Here is a 16,392-nt window from a genome sequence, read left to right as displayed (position 1 = left end):
GACCTCCCTGTCGGGTCGGACGCTACCCCTTCGCGGCCCGGCTCATCCGGGGTGCGTCATCGACAGGACGTCGAGCGCCGTGTCGAGCTGCTCCTCGGTGACCTCGCCGCGATCGACGAACCCGAGGTCGATCACCGCCTGCCGCACGGTGACCCCTTCCGCCACCGCGTGCTTGGCCACCTTCGCGGCGGCCTCGTACCCGATCACCCGGTTCAGCGGGGTGACGATCGAGGGCGACGACTCGGCCAGGGCCCGCGCCCGCTCCACGTTGACGGTGAGGCCGTCGACGACCTTGTCGGCGAGCAGTCGCGACACGTTCGCGAGCAGCCGCGTCGACTCGAGCAGCGCGGTCCCCATGACCGGGATCGCGACGTTCAGCTCGAAGACGCCGGAGGCGCCTGCCCAGGCGATGGTGGCGTCGTTGCCGACGACCCGGGCCGCGACCATGAGCGCCGCCTCGGGGATGACGGGGTTCACCTTGCCGGGCATGATCGACGACCCCGGCTGCAGGTCGGGGATGTGGAGCTCGCCGAGGCCGGTGTTCGGCCCGGAGCCCATCCATCGGAGGTCGTTGCAGATCTTCGTGAGGCTCACCGCGAGCACGCGCAGTGCGCCGGAGGCCTCGACGAGCCCGTCGCGGGCGCCCTGGGCCTCGAAGTGGTCGAGCGCCTCCGTGATCGGCAGGCCGGTGGTCTCGGCCAGGATCGCGATGACCTTCGGGGAGAAGCCGGCCGGGGTGTTGATGCCGGTGCCGGTCGCGGTGCCGCCGAGCGGCACCTCGGCGAGGCGCGGGACGGCGGAGCGGATGCGCGCGATGCCGAGCCGGATCTGCCGCGCGTAGCCGCCGAACTCCTGGCCGAAGGTGACCGGCGTGGCGTCCATGAGGTGGGTGCGGCCGGGCTTCACGAGCGACCCCCACTCACCTGCGCGGCGCTCGAGCGCGGCGGCCAGGTGCTCGAGCGCCGGCACGAGATCGCCGAGCATCGCCTCGGTCGACGCGAGATGCACCGACGTCGGGAAGACGTCGTTGGACGACTGGGACGCGTTGACCGCGTCGTTCGGATGCACGGACCGCCCGAGGCGCTGCGACGCGAGCGCCGCCAGCACCTCGTTCATGTTCATGTTCGAGGAGGTGCCGCTGCCGGTCTGGTAGACGTCGATCGGGAACTGGTCGAGGTGCCGGCCTGCGACCACCTCGTCGGCCGCCCCCACGATGGCGTCGACCACGTCCTGCTGCAGCACGCCGAGCTCGCCGTTCACGAGTGCGGCGGCCCGCTTGATCCGCGCGAGGGCCACGATCTGCGCGTCCTCGAGCCCGTGCCCCGACACCGGGAAGTTCTCCACGGCGCGCTGGGTCTGCGCCGCCCAGAGGGCGTCCGCCGGCACGCGGACCTCGCCCATTGTGTCGTGCTCGATGCGGTACTCGCCGGTCATACGGCTCCTTCGACGTCCGGGTGCGCGCTACGCGAGGCCGACCGCGACGCGGCGCTCCACGCGCCCCTCGGCCAGCCGGTACTGCGCGCCGATCACCGCCAGGCTACCGTCGGCGACCGCGGCGGAGATCAGCTCCGACGCCCGCAGCAGCTCGGCCACGGTCGCCTCGAGATGGGCGCCGATCACGTCGGCGGCGTCGACCGGTTCATCGGGGTGCGCGCGCCGTACGGCGTCGATCGCGGGGCGGATGTGCGCCACGTGCGCGGCGATGAGCGGTGGCAGTGCGGGTGCGTCCGGCGACTCCGCGTCCACCGCGGCCGTGACGGCGCCGCACCGGTCGTGGGCGAGCACGACGACGACCGGGGTCGCGAGCACGGCGACGGCGTACTCGAGGCTGGCCACGGCGGCGTCGGAGACGATGTGGCCGGCGTTGCGCACGACGAACAGGTCGCCGAGGCCCTGATCGAAGAGGATCTCGGCGGCGACCCGGGAGTCGCTGCAGCCGAAGAAGGCGGCGAGCGGCGTCTGCGACGCCGCCAGCCTCGACCGCGTCTCGACGTCCTGCCGCGGGTGGTCCGGCTGGCCGACGAGGAAGCGGGTGTTGCCCTCCGCGAGCCGCTGCCAGGCGTCGGAGGGCGACGGGGCGGTCACGGGGCGGTCGCCGTTCCGGTCAGGCCCTTCGCGGCCGCCTGCGCCGCGAGCGCGGCGGCGAGCGAGCGTGTCTCGGCCGGGGTGGCGGTACCGGCGACGACGAGGTCGGTCGTGCCGATGCGCGTCGACAGGGCGTAGGCGACGTTGCCGGCCGCGTCGCCGAGGCTGCGCTGGTCGTACACGCGCCACGGCAGGCCGCCGATCGTGGTCGTGCCGCCCGCAGGCGCCGAGGCGAGCTGATCCGCGAGCCAGGTGCTGTTGCCGTTCAGCCCCTCGGTGTAGGAGAGGAACTCGTTCTTCGGCAGCACGAAGCCGACGTACCAGGAGGTGACCCCGTCCGCCGCGCGCAGCTCGGCGGCGTTCGGCTTCCAGGTGGCCGGCGTCGCCGGCGCGAGCAGCGGGTGGTGGACCGAGTCCTCGGACTGGCTCGCGAGCGATCGGTAGTCGACCGGCGGCTGGGCCGGTGGGGAGCCGCGCGGCACGGCGAGCACGATCACGACGACGAGGCCGACGCAGACGATCAGCGAGTAGGCGAGGTTGCGGGCGTTCTGCCGCTGCCGCCGCTGCCGCCGCCCCTCGGCGACGCGCGTCTCGGTCTCCTCCGGCGTCTCCGGTCGGCCGAGCTCCGCGACGACGCGCGCGGGCTTCGCGCTCACGCGTCGACGGGAGCGGTGCTGCGCGCGGCGTCGAGCCGAGCCCGGGCGCCGATCAGCCAGGTCTCGCAGCGGGCGGCGAGCGCCTCGCCGCGCTCCCAGAGGGCCAGCGACTCCTCGAGCGAGCTGCCGCCCCGCTCCAGCCGGTCGACGACGGCGACGAGCGCGTCCCGCGCGGCTTCGTACGACATCCCTTGGATGTCGTCGATCGGCGCTGCCGACATCCCTGGGATGTCGTCGGTGGGCGCGGCCGTGGACACCTCGACGGTCTCCTCGACCTCGATCAGGCGGACCTCGAGGTCATCGTCGCGGGCGTCGCTCATGGCGGTGATTCTACGAGCGGTCGCCGACAGGCGCGGGGCCCTCGCTGACGGCCGCGATCGCACCGTCGGTGACGCGGACGGTCAGACGGTGACCGGCCGGGGCGTCGGCGACGTGCCGGAGCGCGGTGCCCTCGTCGGTGAGCACGATCGCGTAGCCGCGGTCGAGGGTGCGCAGCGGCGACAGCGCGCGCAGGTGGCCACGGGCCTCGGCGAGGCGGCTCTCGGCGGCCACGACGGTGCGCTCGACGAGCTCGGCGCCCCGCGCGACGAAGCGGGTGAGCTCGTCCTCGCGCCCCGTGACGATCCAGTCGCCCTCGGACAGCACGCGGCGCGCGCGGAGACCCGCGATCTCGTCCGTCGAGCGGGCGAGGCGCTGCGTCATCCGGGAGAACATCAGCGTGCGCGCCTGGCGCACCCGGTTCAGCTCCTCGGTCACGTCGGGCACGACGCGCTTCGCGGCGTCGGTCGGCGTGGAGGCGCGCAGGTCGGCCACCTCGTCGAGGAGCGGCCGGTCGGCCTCGTGGCCGATCGCGCTGACGACGGGGGTGGTCGCGGCCGCGACGGCGCGCACCAGCCGCTCGTCGCTGAAGCCGAGGAGGTTCTGGAAGTCGCCGCCGCCCCGCGCGATGATGATGACGTCGACGGCCGGATCCGCGTCGAGGTCCCGGAGCGCCGACAGCACCTCCGGCACGGTGCGGTCGCCCTGCACGGCGGCGTGCACGACCCGGAACCGCACGTTCGGCCAGCGCAGCTGGGCGTTGCGGAGCACGTCCTTCTCGGCGTCGCTGTCCTTGCCGGTGATGAGGCCGATCGTGCCCGGCAGGAACGGCAGGCGCCGCTTGCGCTCAGGGGAGAAGAGCCCCTCCGACGCCAGCTGTCGCCGCAGCTGCTCCAGGCGCTCGAGCAGGTCGCCGAGGCCCACATGGCGCATCGCGAAGACCTGCATGCTGAGCGAGCCGCCCTTGACCCAGTAGTCGGGCTTCACGAGGGCCACGACCCGGTCCCCCTGCTTCAGGTCGTCGGGGAGCCTCGCGCGCACGGACGACCAGATCTGGAACGACACGGTGGCGTCGCGCTCGAGGTCCTTGAGCTTGCCGTAGACGTTCTGGCCGCGCGGACCCCACTGGGTGATCTCACCCTCGATCCACACCTGACCGAGCCGGTCGATCCAGCCCTTCAGCTTCTCGGCCAGCAGGCCGACCGCCCACGGCGCATCCGCGGTCCCCACGCCGTCCGTCATCCGTGCCCCTCGTAGAATCGGCGGTGTGTCCTCGCCCGCCGACCTCGTCGCTCCCGCCGCTGCGGCGGAGCGCCCCACGGTAGCCGACGGCACCGTCACCCCGACCAAGCGGGTGCTCCTCGCCGCTCCGCGCGGCTACTGCGCCGGCGTCGACCGCGCGGTCGTGGCGGTGGAGAAGGCCCTCGAGCGGTACGGCGCCCCGGTGTACGTGCGCAAGCAGATCGTGCACAACGTGCACGTGGTGAAGCGGCTCGAGGAGCAGGGCGCCGTCTTCGTCGACGAGGTCGACGCGGTGCCGCAGGGGGCGCACGTCGTCTTCAGCGCGCACGGCGTCTCACCGGCCGTGGTCGCCGCGGCCGCCGACCGCGGGCTCCGCGCGATCGACGCGACGTGCCCGCTCGTCACGAAGGTGCACCGCGAGGCCGTGCGGTTCGCCCGCGACGACTACGAGATCCTCCTCATCGGCCACCGCGGCCATGAGGAGGTCGAAGGCACGAGCGGCGAGGCCCCCGAGCGGATCACGCTCGTCGGTTCCCCCGACGAGGCCGACACGGTCGAGGTGCGCGATCCCGAGAAGCTGGTGTGGCTGTCCCAGACGACGCTGTCGGTCGACGAGACCATGGAGACGGTGCGCCGGCTGCGCACGCGGTTCCCGCACCTCGCGGATCCACCCTCGGACGACATCTGCTACGCGACGCAGAACCGGCAGGTCGCCATCAAGAAGGTCGCGAAGCAGTCCGACGTGGTGATCGTCGTGGGGAGCGCGAACTCCTCGAACTCGGTGCGGCTGGTCGAGGTGGCGCTCGAGCACGGCGCCCGTTCGGCGTACCGCGTCGACGACGCCGGAGAGCTCGACCCCGCGTGGCTCGACGGCGCGACGACGGTCGGGGTGACGAGCGGGGCGAGCGTGCCCGAGCGGCTCGTCACGGCGCTGCTCGGGCGGCTCGCGGAGGCCGGCTACGGCACCGTGGACGAGGTCCGCACCGCCGAGGAGGACCTGGTGTTCTCCCTGCCGCGGGAGCTGCGGCGCGACGCGTCGGGCGCCCGGGATCCCCGCGCGCTCGGCGGCCGGGTCTGACCCGGTGACCGAGACGAGGCGGCCGGCGCGGACCGTCCCCATCTGGGACGCCCCGATCACCGTCGGGCTGCTGGCGGTCGGCGTGATCAACACGGTTCAGGCGGTCGCGCAGGCCCGTGACCTTCCGGCGGTGCTCGACCGGATCTACCAGGCGAGGGGCATCAGCAGGTACACACCCGTCGACGTGGCGACGGGCATCGGCTGGGCGATGGCCGTCGCCGCGATCGCGAGCCTGGTGCTGGCGATCGGCTTCTCGGTGCCGCGGATCCGGGACCACCGGCTCGCGTTCTGGATCCCGCTCGCGGCCGGCGCGGCGAGCGCCGTCGTCACCGGCCTGCTCGTCACGGCCGCGATCCTCGCGGATCCCACCTACCTGGACTCGATCCAGCAGCTCCCGCCCACGCCCTGACCGGGGTGCGCCCGGCGGCTCAGGCCGACTGCGACTTCCCGGCCGAACCGAGCTGCTCGGTCGCCTCGACGACGCGCTTCGCCATCGCGGACTCCGCGATCTTGCCCCAGGCGCGCGGGTCGTAGATCTTCTTGTTCCCGACCTCGCCGTCGACCTTGAGCACGCCGTCGTAGTTCTTGAACATCGTGTCCGCGATCGAGCGGGTGAACGCGTACTGCGTGTCGGTGTCGATGTTCATCTTGACGACGCCGTTGCCGACCGCCTCCGCGATCTCGTCGGAGCTCGACCCGGATCCGCCGTGGAAGACGAGCTCGAGCGGCTTCGGGCCGTGGCCGTACCGCTCCGCGATGCCGGCCTGGATCTCGCCGAGCAGCTCGGGCCGCAGCTTCACGTTGCCGGGCTTGTAGACGCCGTGCACGTTGCCGAAGGTGAGCGCCGCGATGTACCGGCCCTGCTCGCCGAGGCCGAGCGCCTCGACGACCTTCTCGACGTCGCCGAGAGTCGTGTAGAGCGCCTCGTTGGTGCCCTCGTGGGCGACGCCGTCCTCCTCGCCGCCGACGACGCCGATCTCGACCTCGAGGATCGCGTCGATCGCCTTCGTGCGCTTCAGCATGTCGACGGCGATCTCGATGTTCTCGTCGAGCGGCACCGCGGATCCGTCCCACATGTGCGACTGGAAGATCGGCTGGCGGCCTGCCTTCACCTCCTCCTCGGATGCGGCGAGAAGCGGCAGCACGAAGGTCTCGAGGGCGGGCTTCGGGCAGTGGTCGGTGTGGAGCGCGACGGTGACGGGATAGTTCTTCGCGACCTCCGTGGCGAACTTCGCGAACGCGATCGCGCCGGCCGCGCGGTTCTTCACCGTCTGGCCGGCGAAGTAGTCGGCGCCGCCGGTGGTCACCTGGATGATGCCGTCGGAGCCCGCCTCGGTGAGGCCCTGCAGCACCGCGTTGATCGTCTGCGACGAGGAGACGTTCACGGCCGGGTAGGCGAAGCCGCCCGACTTCGCCCGGTCGAGCATCTCGGCGTACTGGTCGGGGGTGGCGACGGGCATCGGGGCTCCTTCAGGGGTGGGCCGGACGGCCCGCAGTCTAGTGACGGCGACCTCAGAGGGGCCGATGGGACGTCTCCCGGTAGCCTTCGAGCACGAACCGAGGAGGACCCCGTGCCCGAGCGTGTCGATCTCATGGCGGAGCCGGACCGGAACCTCGCCCTCGAGCTGGTGCGGGCCACGGAGGCGGCGGCGATCCGGGCCGTGCCGTTCATCGGGAAGGGCGACAAGCTCGCCGCCGACGGGGCCGCGGTCGACGCGATGCGGGCCTTCCTCGCGACCGTGCACTTCGCCGGGGTCGTCGTGATCGGTGAGGGCGAGAAGGACAAGGCGCCGATGCTCTTCAACGGCGAGCACGTCGGGAACGGGGACGGTCCGCAGGCGGACATCGCCGTGGATCCGATCGACGGCACGACGATGACGGCGCAGGGCCGGCAGAACGCGCTGTCGATGATCGCGGTCTCCGACCGGCACACGATGCTCGACGCCTCGAGCGTGTTCTACATGGAGAAGCTCGTCACCGACTCCCACGGCATCGGGGTCTGCTCGCTCGAGCAGTCCATCGGCGACAACATCCGCGAGCTCGCGAAGGCGAAGCGCAAGGACGTCGGCGACATGGTCATCGCGGTGCTCGACCGGCCGCGGCACCAGGAGCTGATCGAGGAGATCCGCGCGGCCGGCGCCGGCACCCGGCTGCTGCTCGACGGCGATGTGGCCGGCGGCATCAACGCGGCCCGTTACGAGACGCGGATCGACATCTGCGTCGGCACCGGCGGCAGCCCCGAGGGCGTGGTGACGGCGTGCGCGATCAAGGCCCTCGGCGGCTTCATCCAGGGTCGCCTCGCGCCGAAGGACGACGCCGAGCGGGCCCGCGGCGAGGCCGCCGGCCTCGACCTGGAGCGCATCTACGACGCGGACGGCCTCGTGTCGGGGAACAACACGATGTTCGTGGCGACGGGCGTGACCGACGGCGGGCTCGTCGAAGGCGTGCGGCGCAAGGGTCCGATCATCCGCACGGAGTCGATCGTGCTCCGGTCCCGGTCGGGCACGCTTCGCCGCATCGTCAGCGACCACGTCGCCGAGCGCTGGCTCTGACCCCTCCGCACGGATCCGGCGCTTCCGGCGTCGGGCGAGCCCGCGCTCCATCCCGGGAGTAGGCCTTCGTTCCCGGGTGTAGGCCGAACCGGGCACTCCCGGCCTACAGGCGGCACATCCGCCTACGCCCGGCACGGCCCTGCCGCCGGGCGCCCGCCCGCCCGCCCGCTCCTCACTCCACCGCGCTGAGCCGGGGCCGCTCGTCCGACACGAGCTCCGCCGCCGTCAGCGGCCGCGGCACGACGTCGATCGGCGTCGGCTCACCGAGCACCGCCGCCGCGTCGAGCCGGCTGATCTGCCGCGCCGTCACGAGCACGCGGGTCTCGAGCGTCGCGACGAACTCGTTGTACGCGCCGACCGATCGCTCGAGCGCGCCCCGCAGCTTGTCCGCCTTCGCCGCGAGGCCGCCGACGCGCTCGTAGAGCGTGCGCGAGAGGTCGAAGAGCTTCTTCGCGTCCTCGGTGAGCGCCTGCTGGGTCCAGGTGTAGGCGACCGTCTTCAGCACCGCCCAGAGGTTCACCGGGGAGGCGAGCGCCACCCGCTTGCCGAACGAGTACTCGAGCAGTGAGGGATCCGCGGACAGGGCCGCCGACAGCAGCGACTCGGACGGCAGGAACGCGACCACGAACTCGGGGCTGTCGAAATCGTTCCAGTACCCCTTCGCGGTGAGCGCGTCGATGTGGCTGCGCACCGCCTTGACGTGGTCCTTCATTAGCGCCTCGCGGCGGGCGCCCTCCGCGCCCTGCGCCGACGGCGGGATCTCGTTCGCCTCGAGGAACGCCGCGAGCGGAACCTTCGCGTCGACGGCGATGCACTTGCCCTCCGGAAGCCGCACGACGAGGTCGGGGCGGCGGGCGCCGTCCTGGTCGCGCGTCGTGACCTGCATGTCGAAGTCGACCCGGTTCGTGAGCCCGGCCGCCTCCACCAGCCGGCGCAGCTGGCTCTCGCCCCAGGCCCCGCGGACGGAGTTGCTGCGGAGCGCCCCCGCGAGCGACTCGGCGGTGGCCCGCACCTGCTCCGTCGTCTCCTGCGAGCGCGTGAGCTGCTGCTCGAGCGCCCCGTACTGGGCCGCGCGCTGCTGCTCGATGTCCCGCACCGTGCCCTGCATCGTGCGCAGCGTCTCCTGCACCGGAGCGAGCGCGGCGAGCACCCGCGACTGCTCCGCCTCGCGGAGGCGCTGCGCCTCCGCGTCCTGGCGACTGCGCTCGAGCAGCTCGCGATGCCGGTCCGCGGCCTCGGCGACCTGGCGCCGGAGTGCGCCGATCGTGGCCTCGTGGCTCGCCAGCTCGGCCTGCAGATCGGCCCGCTCGGCGGCCGCCTCGGTCTGCACCCGCAGCAGGTCGTTCTCGTGCCTGGCGTCGGTGAGGCGCGGGTCGGCACCGCGCGACCGCAGGGTCACGACGAGCGCACCGAGCGCCGTCCCGGCCAGCAGGCCGATGAGCAGGAGCAGCGGATCCATGGGCGGCACCGTGTCACGACGGTCCGACACGGGCCGATGCACTGTTGAAAGGAATCTTTCGAAAGGGTACTTTCGAAACATGGCCGAGCACCATCGCCCCGTCGACGATCTCCCCCTCGTCGACGACCCCCGTTCGCTGCGGGCGCTCGCGCATCCCATCCGGATCGCGCTGATCGAGCAGCTCACGGTGCGGGGTCCGCTCACCGCCACGGAGGCGAGCGAGCGGATCGGCGAATCGCCGAGCACCTGCTCGTTCCACCTCCGGCAGCTCGCGAAGTACGGCTTCGTCGAGGAGGCGGGGGAGCGGCACGGCCGGTCCCGGCCCTGGCGGGTGACGAGGCTCGGCATGCGCATCGACGGTGACGCCGGTGGCGCGGATGCGCGGGTGGCCGGCTCGATGCTGACGAGGATGCTGCGCGAGCGCCAGCTCGACCGCTACCGGCGCTGGCTCGAGACGCAGAGCGGCTACCCGCCCGAGTGGCGCCGAGCCGCCGAGGACTCCGAGTTCCTCTTCTGGCTGACCGCGGAGGAGCTCGCCGCCCTCGGCGACGAGCTCGTCGACCTGCTGCTGCCGCGCTTCCGCGAGCGGCTCACGGATCCGTCGGCCCGTCCCGCGGGCGCGCTACCGGTCGAGATGCTGGTGCTCGGCTACCCGATCGAGGCGCCCGAGGCCGGCGCATGAGAGCCCTGATGCGCATCCGCGACGCCCGGCTCTACCTCGTCGGGCAGGCGTTCTCGATGCTCGGCGACTCGGCGCTGCTGATCGCGGCGGCGATCTGGGTGAAGGAGCTCACGGGCTCGAACGGTGCGGCCGGCCTCACCTTCTTCTTCGTGGTCGCCCCGTCGCTGTGCGCCCCGCTCGCCGGCGTGCTCGTCGACCGCGTGCGCCGACGGGCGGTGCTGCTGTGGGGGAACGCGCTCACCGGCCTCGCCCTGCTGCCCCTGCTGCTCGTGCACGACGCGGGCCAGGTGTGGATCGTCTGGGTCGTCATGGTGCTCTACGGCGCCTCGTACACGGTGCTCGGCCCGGCGCAGTCCGCGCTGCTGCCGTCGATCGTGCCCGACGAGCTGCTCGCGGACGCCAACGCCCTGCTCCGCACGGTCCGCGAGGGGCTTCGCCTGTTCGCGCCGCTGCTCGGTGCCGGGCTGCTCACAGTCGCGGGCGGCGGTGCGGTCGCAGCGCTCGACGCGGCGACGTTCGTCGTCGCGGTCGTCTCCCTGCTCGCGATCCGGGTCGCCGAGCGCCCTCCCGACCGCGCCCAGCGGGAGCATTGGCTGCGCGAGGTCTCCGCCGGGTTCCGGCACGTGGCGGCGGTCCCTGCGCTGCTGCGGATGACCGTGGCGACCGCCGTCGTGCTGCTCGTGGTCGGCTTCCTGGAGACCGCGCCGTTCGCGGTGGTCGCGCAGGGGCTCCATCAGCCCCCGACGTTCCTCGGGGTGCTCCAGATGGTCCAGGGCGCCGGCGCCATCGCCGGCGGGCTCACCGCCGCCCCCGTCCTGCGGCGCCTGGGGGAGTCGGTGCTCGCCGGGCTCGGCATGGTGCTGCTGGCCGCAGGCAGCGCCCTGCTCATCGTGCCGTCCATGCCCGTGGTGATCGCGGGCGGCGTCGTGCTCGGGGCGTCGCTGTCATGGCTGCTCGTCGGTTCGAACACCCTGCTGCAGCGCCGCACCCCTGACCGCCTCCAGGGCCGCGTCTTCGCCGCAGTCGACCTCGCCACGAGCACGCCGCAGACGGTCTCCATCGCCGCGGGAGCGGCGCTCATCGCCGTCGTGCCCTACGGAGCGCTGCTCGGCGCGGTCGCGGTCGTCTCCGCCGGCGCGGGGCTCGCGCTGCTTCGCGGCGAGCGCCGGGATCAGGCGAAGGCCATGGGGCGGATGCCGCGCTCCGGATCGAGCGGCGTGAGCCGCGCGAGGCGCTCACCGACGGCCTCGAGCAGCTCCGGCACGTGAGCGGCGCCGTGGCGCCCGGCCGCGTGCACGACGATCGCGGCGCAGGCCTCGGCGTCCGCGATGGCGTCGTGGTGCGGGAAGTCCTCGAACCCGGCCGCCATGGCCGCCACGGGCAGACGGTAGGAGTGGAGCTCGTAGGTGCGGCGGGCGACCGCCAGGCTGCAGAAGTAGTCGAGGGACGGGGTCGGCACGCCGGTCGCGAAGCAGGCCGCGCGGATGACGCCCATGTCGAACCGGGCGTTGTGCGCGACGACAGGGCGGTCGCCGAGCGCCGACATCAGGTCGTCCATCTGCTCCGCCCATCCGGCCGCCTCGACCACCCGGTCGGGCGTGATGCCGTGGATGCGGATGTTCCACTCGCTGAACACGTCGTGCCCGGCGGGCGGCCGGATCAGCCAACCGCGCTTCTCGACGACCCGGCCGTCCTCCACCACCACCACCCCGACGGAACAGGCGGAGGCGCTGGACGGCCCCGCCGTCTCGAAGTCGACGGCGGTGAAATCCAGTGGCACGGGCGGCATGCTGGCAGCCCCCTCCGACACCGGCCGGGGCTCCCCGTCCGTCACTGATCGCGCCGTTGCGGAGACGCCGCGCGACACGCGGCCGGGACCTGCAGACCGGCGCTCAGGCCCTGCGCCGGCGTTCACGGCCGGACGCGGATCCGGCACCGTCTACGGTTGACGGCCGTGGCTCTCACGATCGGCATCGTCGGACTTCCGAACGTCGGCAAGTCGACCCTCTTCAACGCGCTCACGAAGAACACGGTGCTCGCGGCGAACTACCCGTTCGCCACGATCGAGCCGAACGTGGGCGTCGTCGACCTGCCCGACCCCCGGCTGCAGGTGCTCGCCGACCTCTTCGCCAGCGAGCGGATCGTGCCCGCCGCGGTCTCGTTCGTCGACATCGCGGGCATCGTGAAGGGGGCGAGCCAGGGCGAGGGCCTCGGCAACCAGTTCCTCGCGAACATCCGCGAGGCCGACGCGATCGCCGAGGTCGTGCGCGCCTTCGCCGATCCCGACGTCGTGCATGTCGCCGGCGGGGTCGACCCGGCCGGCGACCTGGAGACCATCGCGACGGAGCTGATCCTCGCCGACCTGCAGACGCTCGAGAAGGTGGAGCCGCGGGTCGAGAAGGAGGTGCGCGGCAGGCGCACGCCGCCGGAGGTGCTGGAGACGATCCGGGCGGCGCAGGCGGCGCTCAACGCCGGCACGCGGCTCGCGGGGTCCGGCATCGACCTCACCCCGATCAAGGACCTCGGCCTGCTCACCGCCAAGCCGGCCCTGTTCGTCTTCAACGTCGACGAGGCCGTGCTCGGTGACGAGGACCGCAAGGCGCAGCTCGCGGAGCTGGTCGCGCCCGCCCCCGCCGTCTTCCTCGACGCGAAGATCGAATCCGAGCTGATCGACCTCGACCCCGAGGACGCCGCCGAGCTGCTCGCCTCCACGGGACAGACCGAGAGCGGACTCGACCAGCTCGCCAGAGTCGGCTTCGACACCCTCGGGCTCCAGACCTACCTCACGGCCGGGCCCAAGGAGTCGAGGGCCTGGACCGTCCCCCGCGGCGCGCACGCGCCGGAGGCGGCCGGCGTCATCCACTCGGACTTCGAGAAGAAGTTCATCAAGGCCGAGGTCATCGGCTTCCAGGACCTCGTCGACGCCGGCTCCATCGCCGAGGCGCGGGCCCGCGGCAGGGCCCGGATCGAGGGCAAGGACTACGTCATGCAGGACGGCGACGTCGTCGAGTGGCGGCACGGATCGTAGTCCGGCGTCTGGGGCACTCGATAGCGTCGGCCCATGTGCGTTGACGACGAGGACCGAGAGATTGCGGCTACCGCCCGGCGACTGCTCGGGCCGAACGCTGTGCACGTGCTGCGGCTCATGGACGCGGCTTCAGCAGTCGATGACGAACAGGACAGACTCTTCCCGCGGTTGAACGACGAGTTGAGCGACGAGAGGTTCAACGAGGCGTGGGCAACGGCCTTCGTCGTCGATGACGAGACGCCGGATGATGTGCTGATGGCCGAGGTGGAGCGCATGGACCAACTCGCGGTCGCACGCCACCTGACCGCTTCGCTTGCGGCTGCCGGGTCCAGCGAGCCCGGCGAAGAAGGCGCAGCGTTCGCCGGGCGCCAGGACTACCGGGGCAACTGTGGAGACGCGGCCGAACGGGCGGCGTTCGCGCTTTCTGTCCGAGAGCGCCTCCCGCAGAGGATCTACGACGGGGGACGTTCGGCTTCAACTACTCCCGGGTGAGCGGAGCTGCCGACGAGGTAGATCGACTCCTTGCTGACGACCTCGATCTGCAGGCGGCGCTCGCCGAGCCTCTCGACGACCTTTTAGAGGTCGCCGGAGCCGACGACGAGTTGGTCATCGACTTCGGGGCGGTGCTTGACTGGTTCAACCGCTGGCGGACTGTCCGGGTGTCCCCGGCGGGCCTTTTGCTCGGCCTCAGCGCTGGTCTGACCTGGTGGGTCGCGGGCGCTGTCTCCGGCGTCGTCTCGCCGAGCCAGGTCCTGGACTCGGTTCGCACCGGCGCGGGGATGTACCTCGTGATCACCGCGTTCGAGGCGCGACGCGACGCGGACTTGCAGCTGGGGGTCAACCCTGGGCCAACGCCCGCGGTCGCTCCAGTGGGCAGCAGGGGCCGCGGCGAATAGATGGCCCTGTGTGCGATGCGGAACCACTACACGGGGCCGACCGCCTCACGAGCCCACGTCAGCGTGGAGGAGCCTACCGACGCGGCACGGATCACTGCTCTCCTGTGATCGACCAATCGCCGTTGCTTTCCACCTGGACGACTTCCGGGCCTTGAAGAGGCACGGTTCCTGAGTAGCTGCCGATTTCGTTGATGACCAAGCTGTCGGAGCCGCCGTAGGCCTGGAGGACGAAGTTGCTGTCGCCCCGGTTGGTGACCTTCGCGTCACCGATCGCGCTGCCGACCTCCACAACGTCGTCGCCGTGACCGGAGATTATGTCTCCGGTGCTCGTGAGCCGGGTGGTAATGGCGACGCTGGGGTTCTCCACTTTCAAGGTCCAGCGCGCGTCTGCCGTGATGGTGAGCTTGGTCAGAAGGCTTCCGTCTGACGTGTTGACGATGTGGCGGCCGTGGTACGAGCCGATCGTGTTGACCAACAGCGTGTCCATCCCGGAGTCGGTCTGCAGCACGGTGTTGCCGCTGCAGCCCGAGCAAATGAAGGAGAGGATGACGGGGTTGGAGTAGTTGACGTGCACAACGTCGTCTCCCGACCCGGAGTACGTCTTCAGAATTGCCACCGGCTTGGGCGTTGGCTTCGGCGTCGCCTTGGGGGCAGAAACCGCAGCTTTCGACGTTGGGGCAGCCGCGGGCGCCGCGGCAGTCGCAGGCGGGTCAGTGGCCGCGGCGTGCGCCTGGGGCGTCGTCTGCGACACGTTGCCCAGAGTGGCGCCTGAAACCGCCAACCCGGTCACGATCGCGACCACACCGAGGATGACCCCGGTTGCGGCGAATCCACGCCCTTGGACGCGGCGGCTGAGAGCGATGGCCCCTAGGACAATGGCAAAGACGGCCATGATCCAGGTGATGAACCCGAGGAACGGAACAAGCCCCAGGACGAAGGCAGCCACCGCGAGGACGAGCGCACCCGTCGCGAGCTGGTCGCGCCGTCGTCGCTGCTGAGGCTGGGGCGCTGGCCCGGCAGGCGCGTCAGCTGATGCGGCCGCAGGCGCAACGGAGATGAAGCCGGCCTCACGAGCCGGCGCGGCATCCGCAGGCGCAAGAGCAACAGGCTCTACTGCAGGTACGGGCGTCCCAGTGGGTGACGGCGGGGGAATGGGCGGGACAGCCGCGCCGGGCAGCGGTCGCGTGTGCTCGGTCCACCCGCGCCCAGACCACCAGCGAAGCGACCCCCGGCCATCGTCATACCAGCCTGGGGGCGTCTGGCCCGCTCCTGTGCTCACCGGCGAAGGCTACGGGCCGGTTTGGTATCCGGCCGCGGAAGCGAACGCTTGTCGTTACCGCTTCGTGATCAAAGACCCCGAGTGCCCCGGGCAGTACGCACGGAGCTCCGTGTCCGGCGGGGCGGCGCGAGCGCGCGGAAATCGATTGCCTGGACGACCGCTCGGCGCGGATGACTACCATGCCCACACTAACGACGACGACCTCGACAGCCACTGCCCGCAGTGCGAGGTGATCATGCTGCCGCGGGTGCTGCCGACCGGAGCCGTGATCGGCCGGTGCCGGAACTGCGGCACGGAGACGCTCTGTCGAGTGGCGGCACGGCTAGCGTCCCTCCGAGACGGGCAGCGGATCCGACCTCGCCTGCGCTGGCAGCGTGGGCGTGGCGGCACGACGCCGGCGAAGCCCGAGCGGCCCGCGGCCTCCGTGGGTCACGGGTGCGTCTCGCCGTTGGCGTCCGCCTCCACCCAGTCCACCGCACCGTCGGGCAGGAAGAACCCGCTCCCATCATCGTCATGGGCCCACCACGGGTCGCCGGGCATCGGGCCGCCCGTTCGCGCGATCTCGCTGACGATCTGACCGGGGACCGGTTCACCGTTGTGGTCGATCAGCCAGGACCGCGTCGCCGGCTCCAGCCGCGCCCACCACTGCTCGATTTCCATCAGGCGAGTGTGGACCTCCGCTGTGCCGCGGCACCCGGGTCGGCCCCGAGGCTCCCGGATCGCCCCGCCGCTGTGCACCGGCCGCACCTCGACGCCGCCGCCGGATCGCACCGCCGGGTTGGTCGCCGCGATCCGGACGGCCTCGTCGAGGTCGTCCGCCTCGAGCACGTAGACGCCTGCCACGACGTGCTCGGCGTCCACGAAGGGGCCTGGGGTGGCGGCGTCCCTCCGTACCGAGACGGCGTACTCGCGCGGTGTGAAGGCGTACGCGGCGAGCATCGCGTCGGCCGCGAGCAGCTCCTCCGCGTGGCCGTCGGGCTCCGCCAACTCCTCGGAGGAGGCGTCCGGCGCGTGGGCGGAATCGGCGGCGTAGATCAGGACGGCGAACTGGGCCACGGGCGGATCCTTCCGGTTCCCTCGTTCCTACACCCCGTGCCGTGCGTCCGGTTCGGGCATC

The 16,392-nt window shown here is 72.1% G+C and carries 18 protein-coding genes and 1 pseudogene; 8 read left to right on the top strand and 11 right to left on the bottom strand.

What is annotated here, in order from left to right; genetic code table 11:
• Positions 1-42: 42 nt before the first annotated feature.
• From JWQ92_RS03260 to xseA, 5 genes are all read right to left on the bottom strand, one after another.
• A complete protein-coding gene (locus JWQ92_RS03260) occupies positions 43-1,434 on the bottom strand; it encodes an aspartate ammonia-lyase (protein ID WP_297343024.1) in 1,392 nt (463 codons plus the stop codon).
• Positions 1,435-1,461: 27 nt separating this feature from the next.
• Positions 1,462-2,085, bottom strand: coding sequence for a carbonic anhydrase (locus JWQ92_RS03255; RefSeq protein WP_297343023.1), 624 nt, complete (start codon positions 2,083-2,085; stop codon positions 1,462-1,464).
• A complete protein-coding gene (locus tag JWQ92_RS03250; protein ID WP_297343022.1) occupies positions 2,082-2,741 on the bottom strand; it encodes a DUF4245 family protein in 660 nt (219 codons plus the stop codon). Before JWQ92_RS03250 ends, JWQ92_RS03255 begins: the two co-directional genes overlap by 4 nt.
• Positions 2,738-2,962, bottom strand: coding sequence for an exodeoxyribonuclease VII small subunit (locus JWQ92_RS03245; protein ID WP_297343038.1), 225 nt, complete (start codon positions 2,960-2,962; stop codon positions 2,738-2,740). The genes JWQ92_RS03250 and JWQ92_RS03245 overlap by 4 nt, the downstream gene beginning before the upstream one ends.
• Positions 2,963-3,071: 109 nt before the next feature.
• Positions 3,072-4,301, bottom strand: coding sequence for an exodeoxyribonuclease VII large subunit (gene xseA, locus JWQ92_RS03240; protein ID WP_297343021.1), 1,230 nt, complete (start codon positions 4,299-4,301; stop codon positions 3,072-3,074).
• Positions 4,302-4,326: 25 nt separating this feature from the next.
• Between xseA and JWQ92_RS03235 the strand changes: the two genes are divergently transcribed.
• Positions 4,327-5,379: a 4-hydroxy-3-methylbut-2-enyl diphosphate reductase gene (locus JWQ92_RS03235; RefSeq protein WP_297343020.1), complete on the top strand. Its 1,053-nt coding sequence runs from the start codon at positions 4,327-4,329 to the stop codon at positions 5,377-5,379.
• Positions 5,351-5,788, top strand: a complete 438-nt coding sequence (locus JWQ92_RS03230) for a DUF6264 family protein (RefSeq protein WP_297343037.1) — start codon at positions 5,351-5,353, stop codon at positions 5,786-5,788. The genes JWQ92_RS03235 and JWQ92_RS03230 overlap by 29 nt, the downstream gene beginning before the upstream one ends.
• Positions 5,789-5,807: 19 nt before the next feature.
• Here the strand turns inward: JWQ92_RS03230 and fbaA are convergent, their stop codons facing one another.
• Positions 5,808-6,839: a class II fructose-bisphosphate aldolase gene (fbaA, locus tag JWQ92_RS03225; RefSeq protein ID WP_297343019.1), complete on the bottom strand. Its 1,032-nt coding sequence runs from the start codon at positions 6,837-6,839 to the stop codon at positions 5,808-5,810.
• 132 nt (positions 6,840-6,971) lie between these two features.
• On the opposite strand from fbaA, the gene glpX reads away from it, so the two are divergent.
• Positions 6,972-7,931 carry a class II fructose-bisphosphatase gene (glpX, locus tag JWQ92_RS03220; protein WP_297343036.1) on the top strand — a complete coding sequence of 320 codons (960 nt, stop codon included), beginning with the start codon at positions 6,972-6,974 and terminating at the stop codon, positions 7,929-7,931.
• 172 nt (positions 7,932-8,103) lie between these two features.
• On the opposite strand, the gene rmuC is transcribed toward glpX, so the two are convergent.
• Positions 8,104-9,390: a DNA recombination protein RmuC gene (rmuC, locus tag JWQ92_RS03215; RefSeq protein ID WP_297343018.1), complete on the bottom strand. Its 1,287-nt coding sequence runs from the start codon at positions 9,388-9,390 to the stop codon at positions 8,104-8,106.
• Between the two features lie 79 nt (positions 9,391-9,469).
• Between rmuC and JWQ92_RS03210 the strand changes: the two genes are divergently transcribed.
• Both JWQ92_RS03210 and JWQ92_RS03205 read left to right on the top strand, forming a co-directional pair.
• Entirely contained in the window at positions 9,470-10,072 is a 603-nt protein-coding gene (locus tag JWQ92_RS03210; protein ID WP_297343017.1) for a helix-turn-helix domain-containing protein, read from the top strand.
• Entirely contained in the window at positions 10,069-11,340 is a 1,272-nt protein-coding gene (locus JWQ92_RS03205; protein ID WP_297343016.1) for an MFS transporter, read from the top strand. Before JWQ92_RS03210 ends, JWQ92_RS03205 begins: the two co-directional genes overlap by 4 nt.
• On the opposite strand, the gene JWQ92_RS03200 is transcribed toward JWQ92_RS03205, so the two are convergent.
• Positions 11,244-11,852 (bottom strand): exonuclease domain-containing protein, encoded by a 609-nt coding sequence (locus JWQ92_RS03200; RefSeq protein WP_297343015.1) that lies wholly within the window; start codon positions 11,850-11,852, stop codon positions 11,244-11,246. The genes JWQ92_RS03205 and JWQ92_RS03200 overlap by 97 nt on opposite strands.
• A gap of 174 nt (positions 11,853-12,026) precedes the next feature.
• Between JWQ92_RS03200 and ychF the strand changes: the two genes are divergently transcribed.
• From ychF to JWQ92_RS03185, 3 genes are read left to right on the top strand one after another with little or no spacing between them, the layout of a single operon-like run.
• Complete coding sequence (gene ychF, locus JWQ92_RS03195) at positions 12,027-13,100, top strand: redox-regulated ATPase YchF (protein WP_297343014.1); 1,074 nt, start codon at positions 12,027-12,029, stop codon at positions 13,098-13,100.
• Positions 13,101-13,133: 33 nt separating this feature from the next.
• Positions 13,134-13,592 carry a hypothetical protein gene (locus JWQ92_RS03190; protein WP_297343013.1) on the top strand — a complete coding sequence of 153 codons (459 nt, stop codon included), beginning with the start codon at positions 13,134-13,136 and terminating at the stop codon, positions 13,590-13,592.
• Positions 13,589-13,996 carry a hypothetical protein gene (locus tag JWQ92_RS03185; protein WP_297343012.1) on the top strand — a complete coding sequence of 136 codons (408 nt, stop codon included), beginning with the start codon at positions 13,589-13,591 and terminating at the stop codon, positions 13,994-13,996. Before JWQ92_RS03190 ends, JWQ92_RS03185 begins: the two co-directional genes overlap by 4 nt.
• A gap of 91 nt (positions 13,997-14,087) precedes the next feature.
• Here JWQ92_RS03185 and JWQ92_RS03180 read toward each other — a convergent pair whose 3' ends face one another.
• From JWQ92_RS03180 to JWQ92_RS03170, 3 genes and pseudogenes are all read right to left on the bottom strand, one after another.
• Positions 14,088-14,942 (bottom strand): DUF4190 domain-containing protein, encoded by an 855-nt coding sequence (locus JWQ92_RS03180; protein WP_297343040.1) that lies wholly within the window; start codon positions 14,940-14,942, stop codon positions 14,088-14,090.
• Positions 14,943-15,170: 228 nt separating this feature from the next.
• Positions 15,171-15,275, bottom strand: a pseudogene (locus JWQ92_RS03175) (DUF2510 domain-containing protein); the annotation flags it as partial.
• 429 nt (positions 15,276-15,704) lie between these two features.
• Positions 15,705-16,331, bottom strand: a complete 627-nt coding sequence (locus JWQ92_RS03170; RefSeq protein ID WP_297343011.1) for a YciI family protein — start codon at positions 16,329-16,331, stop codon at positions 15,705-15,707.
• Between the last annotated feature and the right edge of the window lie 61 nt (positions 16,332-16,392).

Source organism: Amnibacterium sp., from assembly GCF_025463795.1.
GTDB lineage: Bacteria > Actinomycetota > Actinomycetes > Actinomycetales > Microbacteriaceae > Amnibacterium.
The sequence above is the reverse complement of the archived record's forward strand: the minus strand, read 5'-3'. Positions and strand labels throughout refer to the sequence as shown.

What these genes read in the sequence shown, in the direction of transcription:
- JWQ92_RS03260 (WP_297343024.1), bottom strand. Translation starts at nt 1,434, where the DNA reads ATGACCGGCGAGTACCGCATCGAGCACGACACAATGGGCGAGGTCCGC.
- JWQ92_RS03210 (WP_297343017.1), top strand. Translation starts at nt 9,470, where the DNA reads ATGGCCGAGCACCATCGCCCCGTCGACGATCTCCCCCTCGTCGACGAC.
- fbaA (WP_297343019.1), bottom strand. Translation starts at nt 6,839, where the DNA reads ATGCCCGTCGCCACCCCCGACCAGTACGCCGAGATGCTCGACCGGGCG.
- rmuC (WP_297343018.1), bottom strand. Translation starts at nt 9,390, where the DNA reads ATGGATCCGCTGCTCCTGCTCATCGGCCTGCTGGCCGGGACGGCGCTC.
- JWQ92_RS03205 (WP_297343016.1), top strand. Translation starts at nt 10,069, where the DNA reads ATGAGAGCCCTGATGCGCATCCGCGACGCCCGGCTCTACCTCGTCGGG.
- xseA (WP_297343021.1), bottom strand. Translation starts at nt 4,301, where the DNA reads ATGACGGACGGCGTGGGGACCGCGGATGCGCCGTGGGCGGTCGGCCTG.
- JWQ92_RS03190 (WP_297343013.1), top strand. Translation starts at nt 13,134, where the DNA reads ATGTGCGTTGACGACGAGGACCGAGAGATTGCGGCTACCGCCCGGCGA.
- JWQ92_RS03245 (WP_297343038.1), bottom strand. Translation starts at nt 2,962, where the DNA reads ATGTCGGCAGCGCCGATCGACGACATCCAAGGGATGTCGTACGAAGCC.
- glpX (WP_297343036.1), top strand. Translation starts at nt 6,972, where the DNA reads ATGGCGGAGCCGGACCGGAACCTCGCCCTCGAGCTGGTGCGGGCCACG.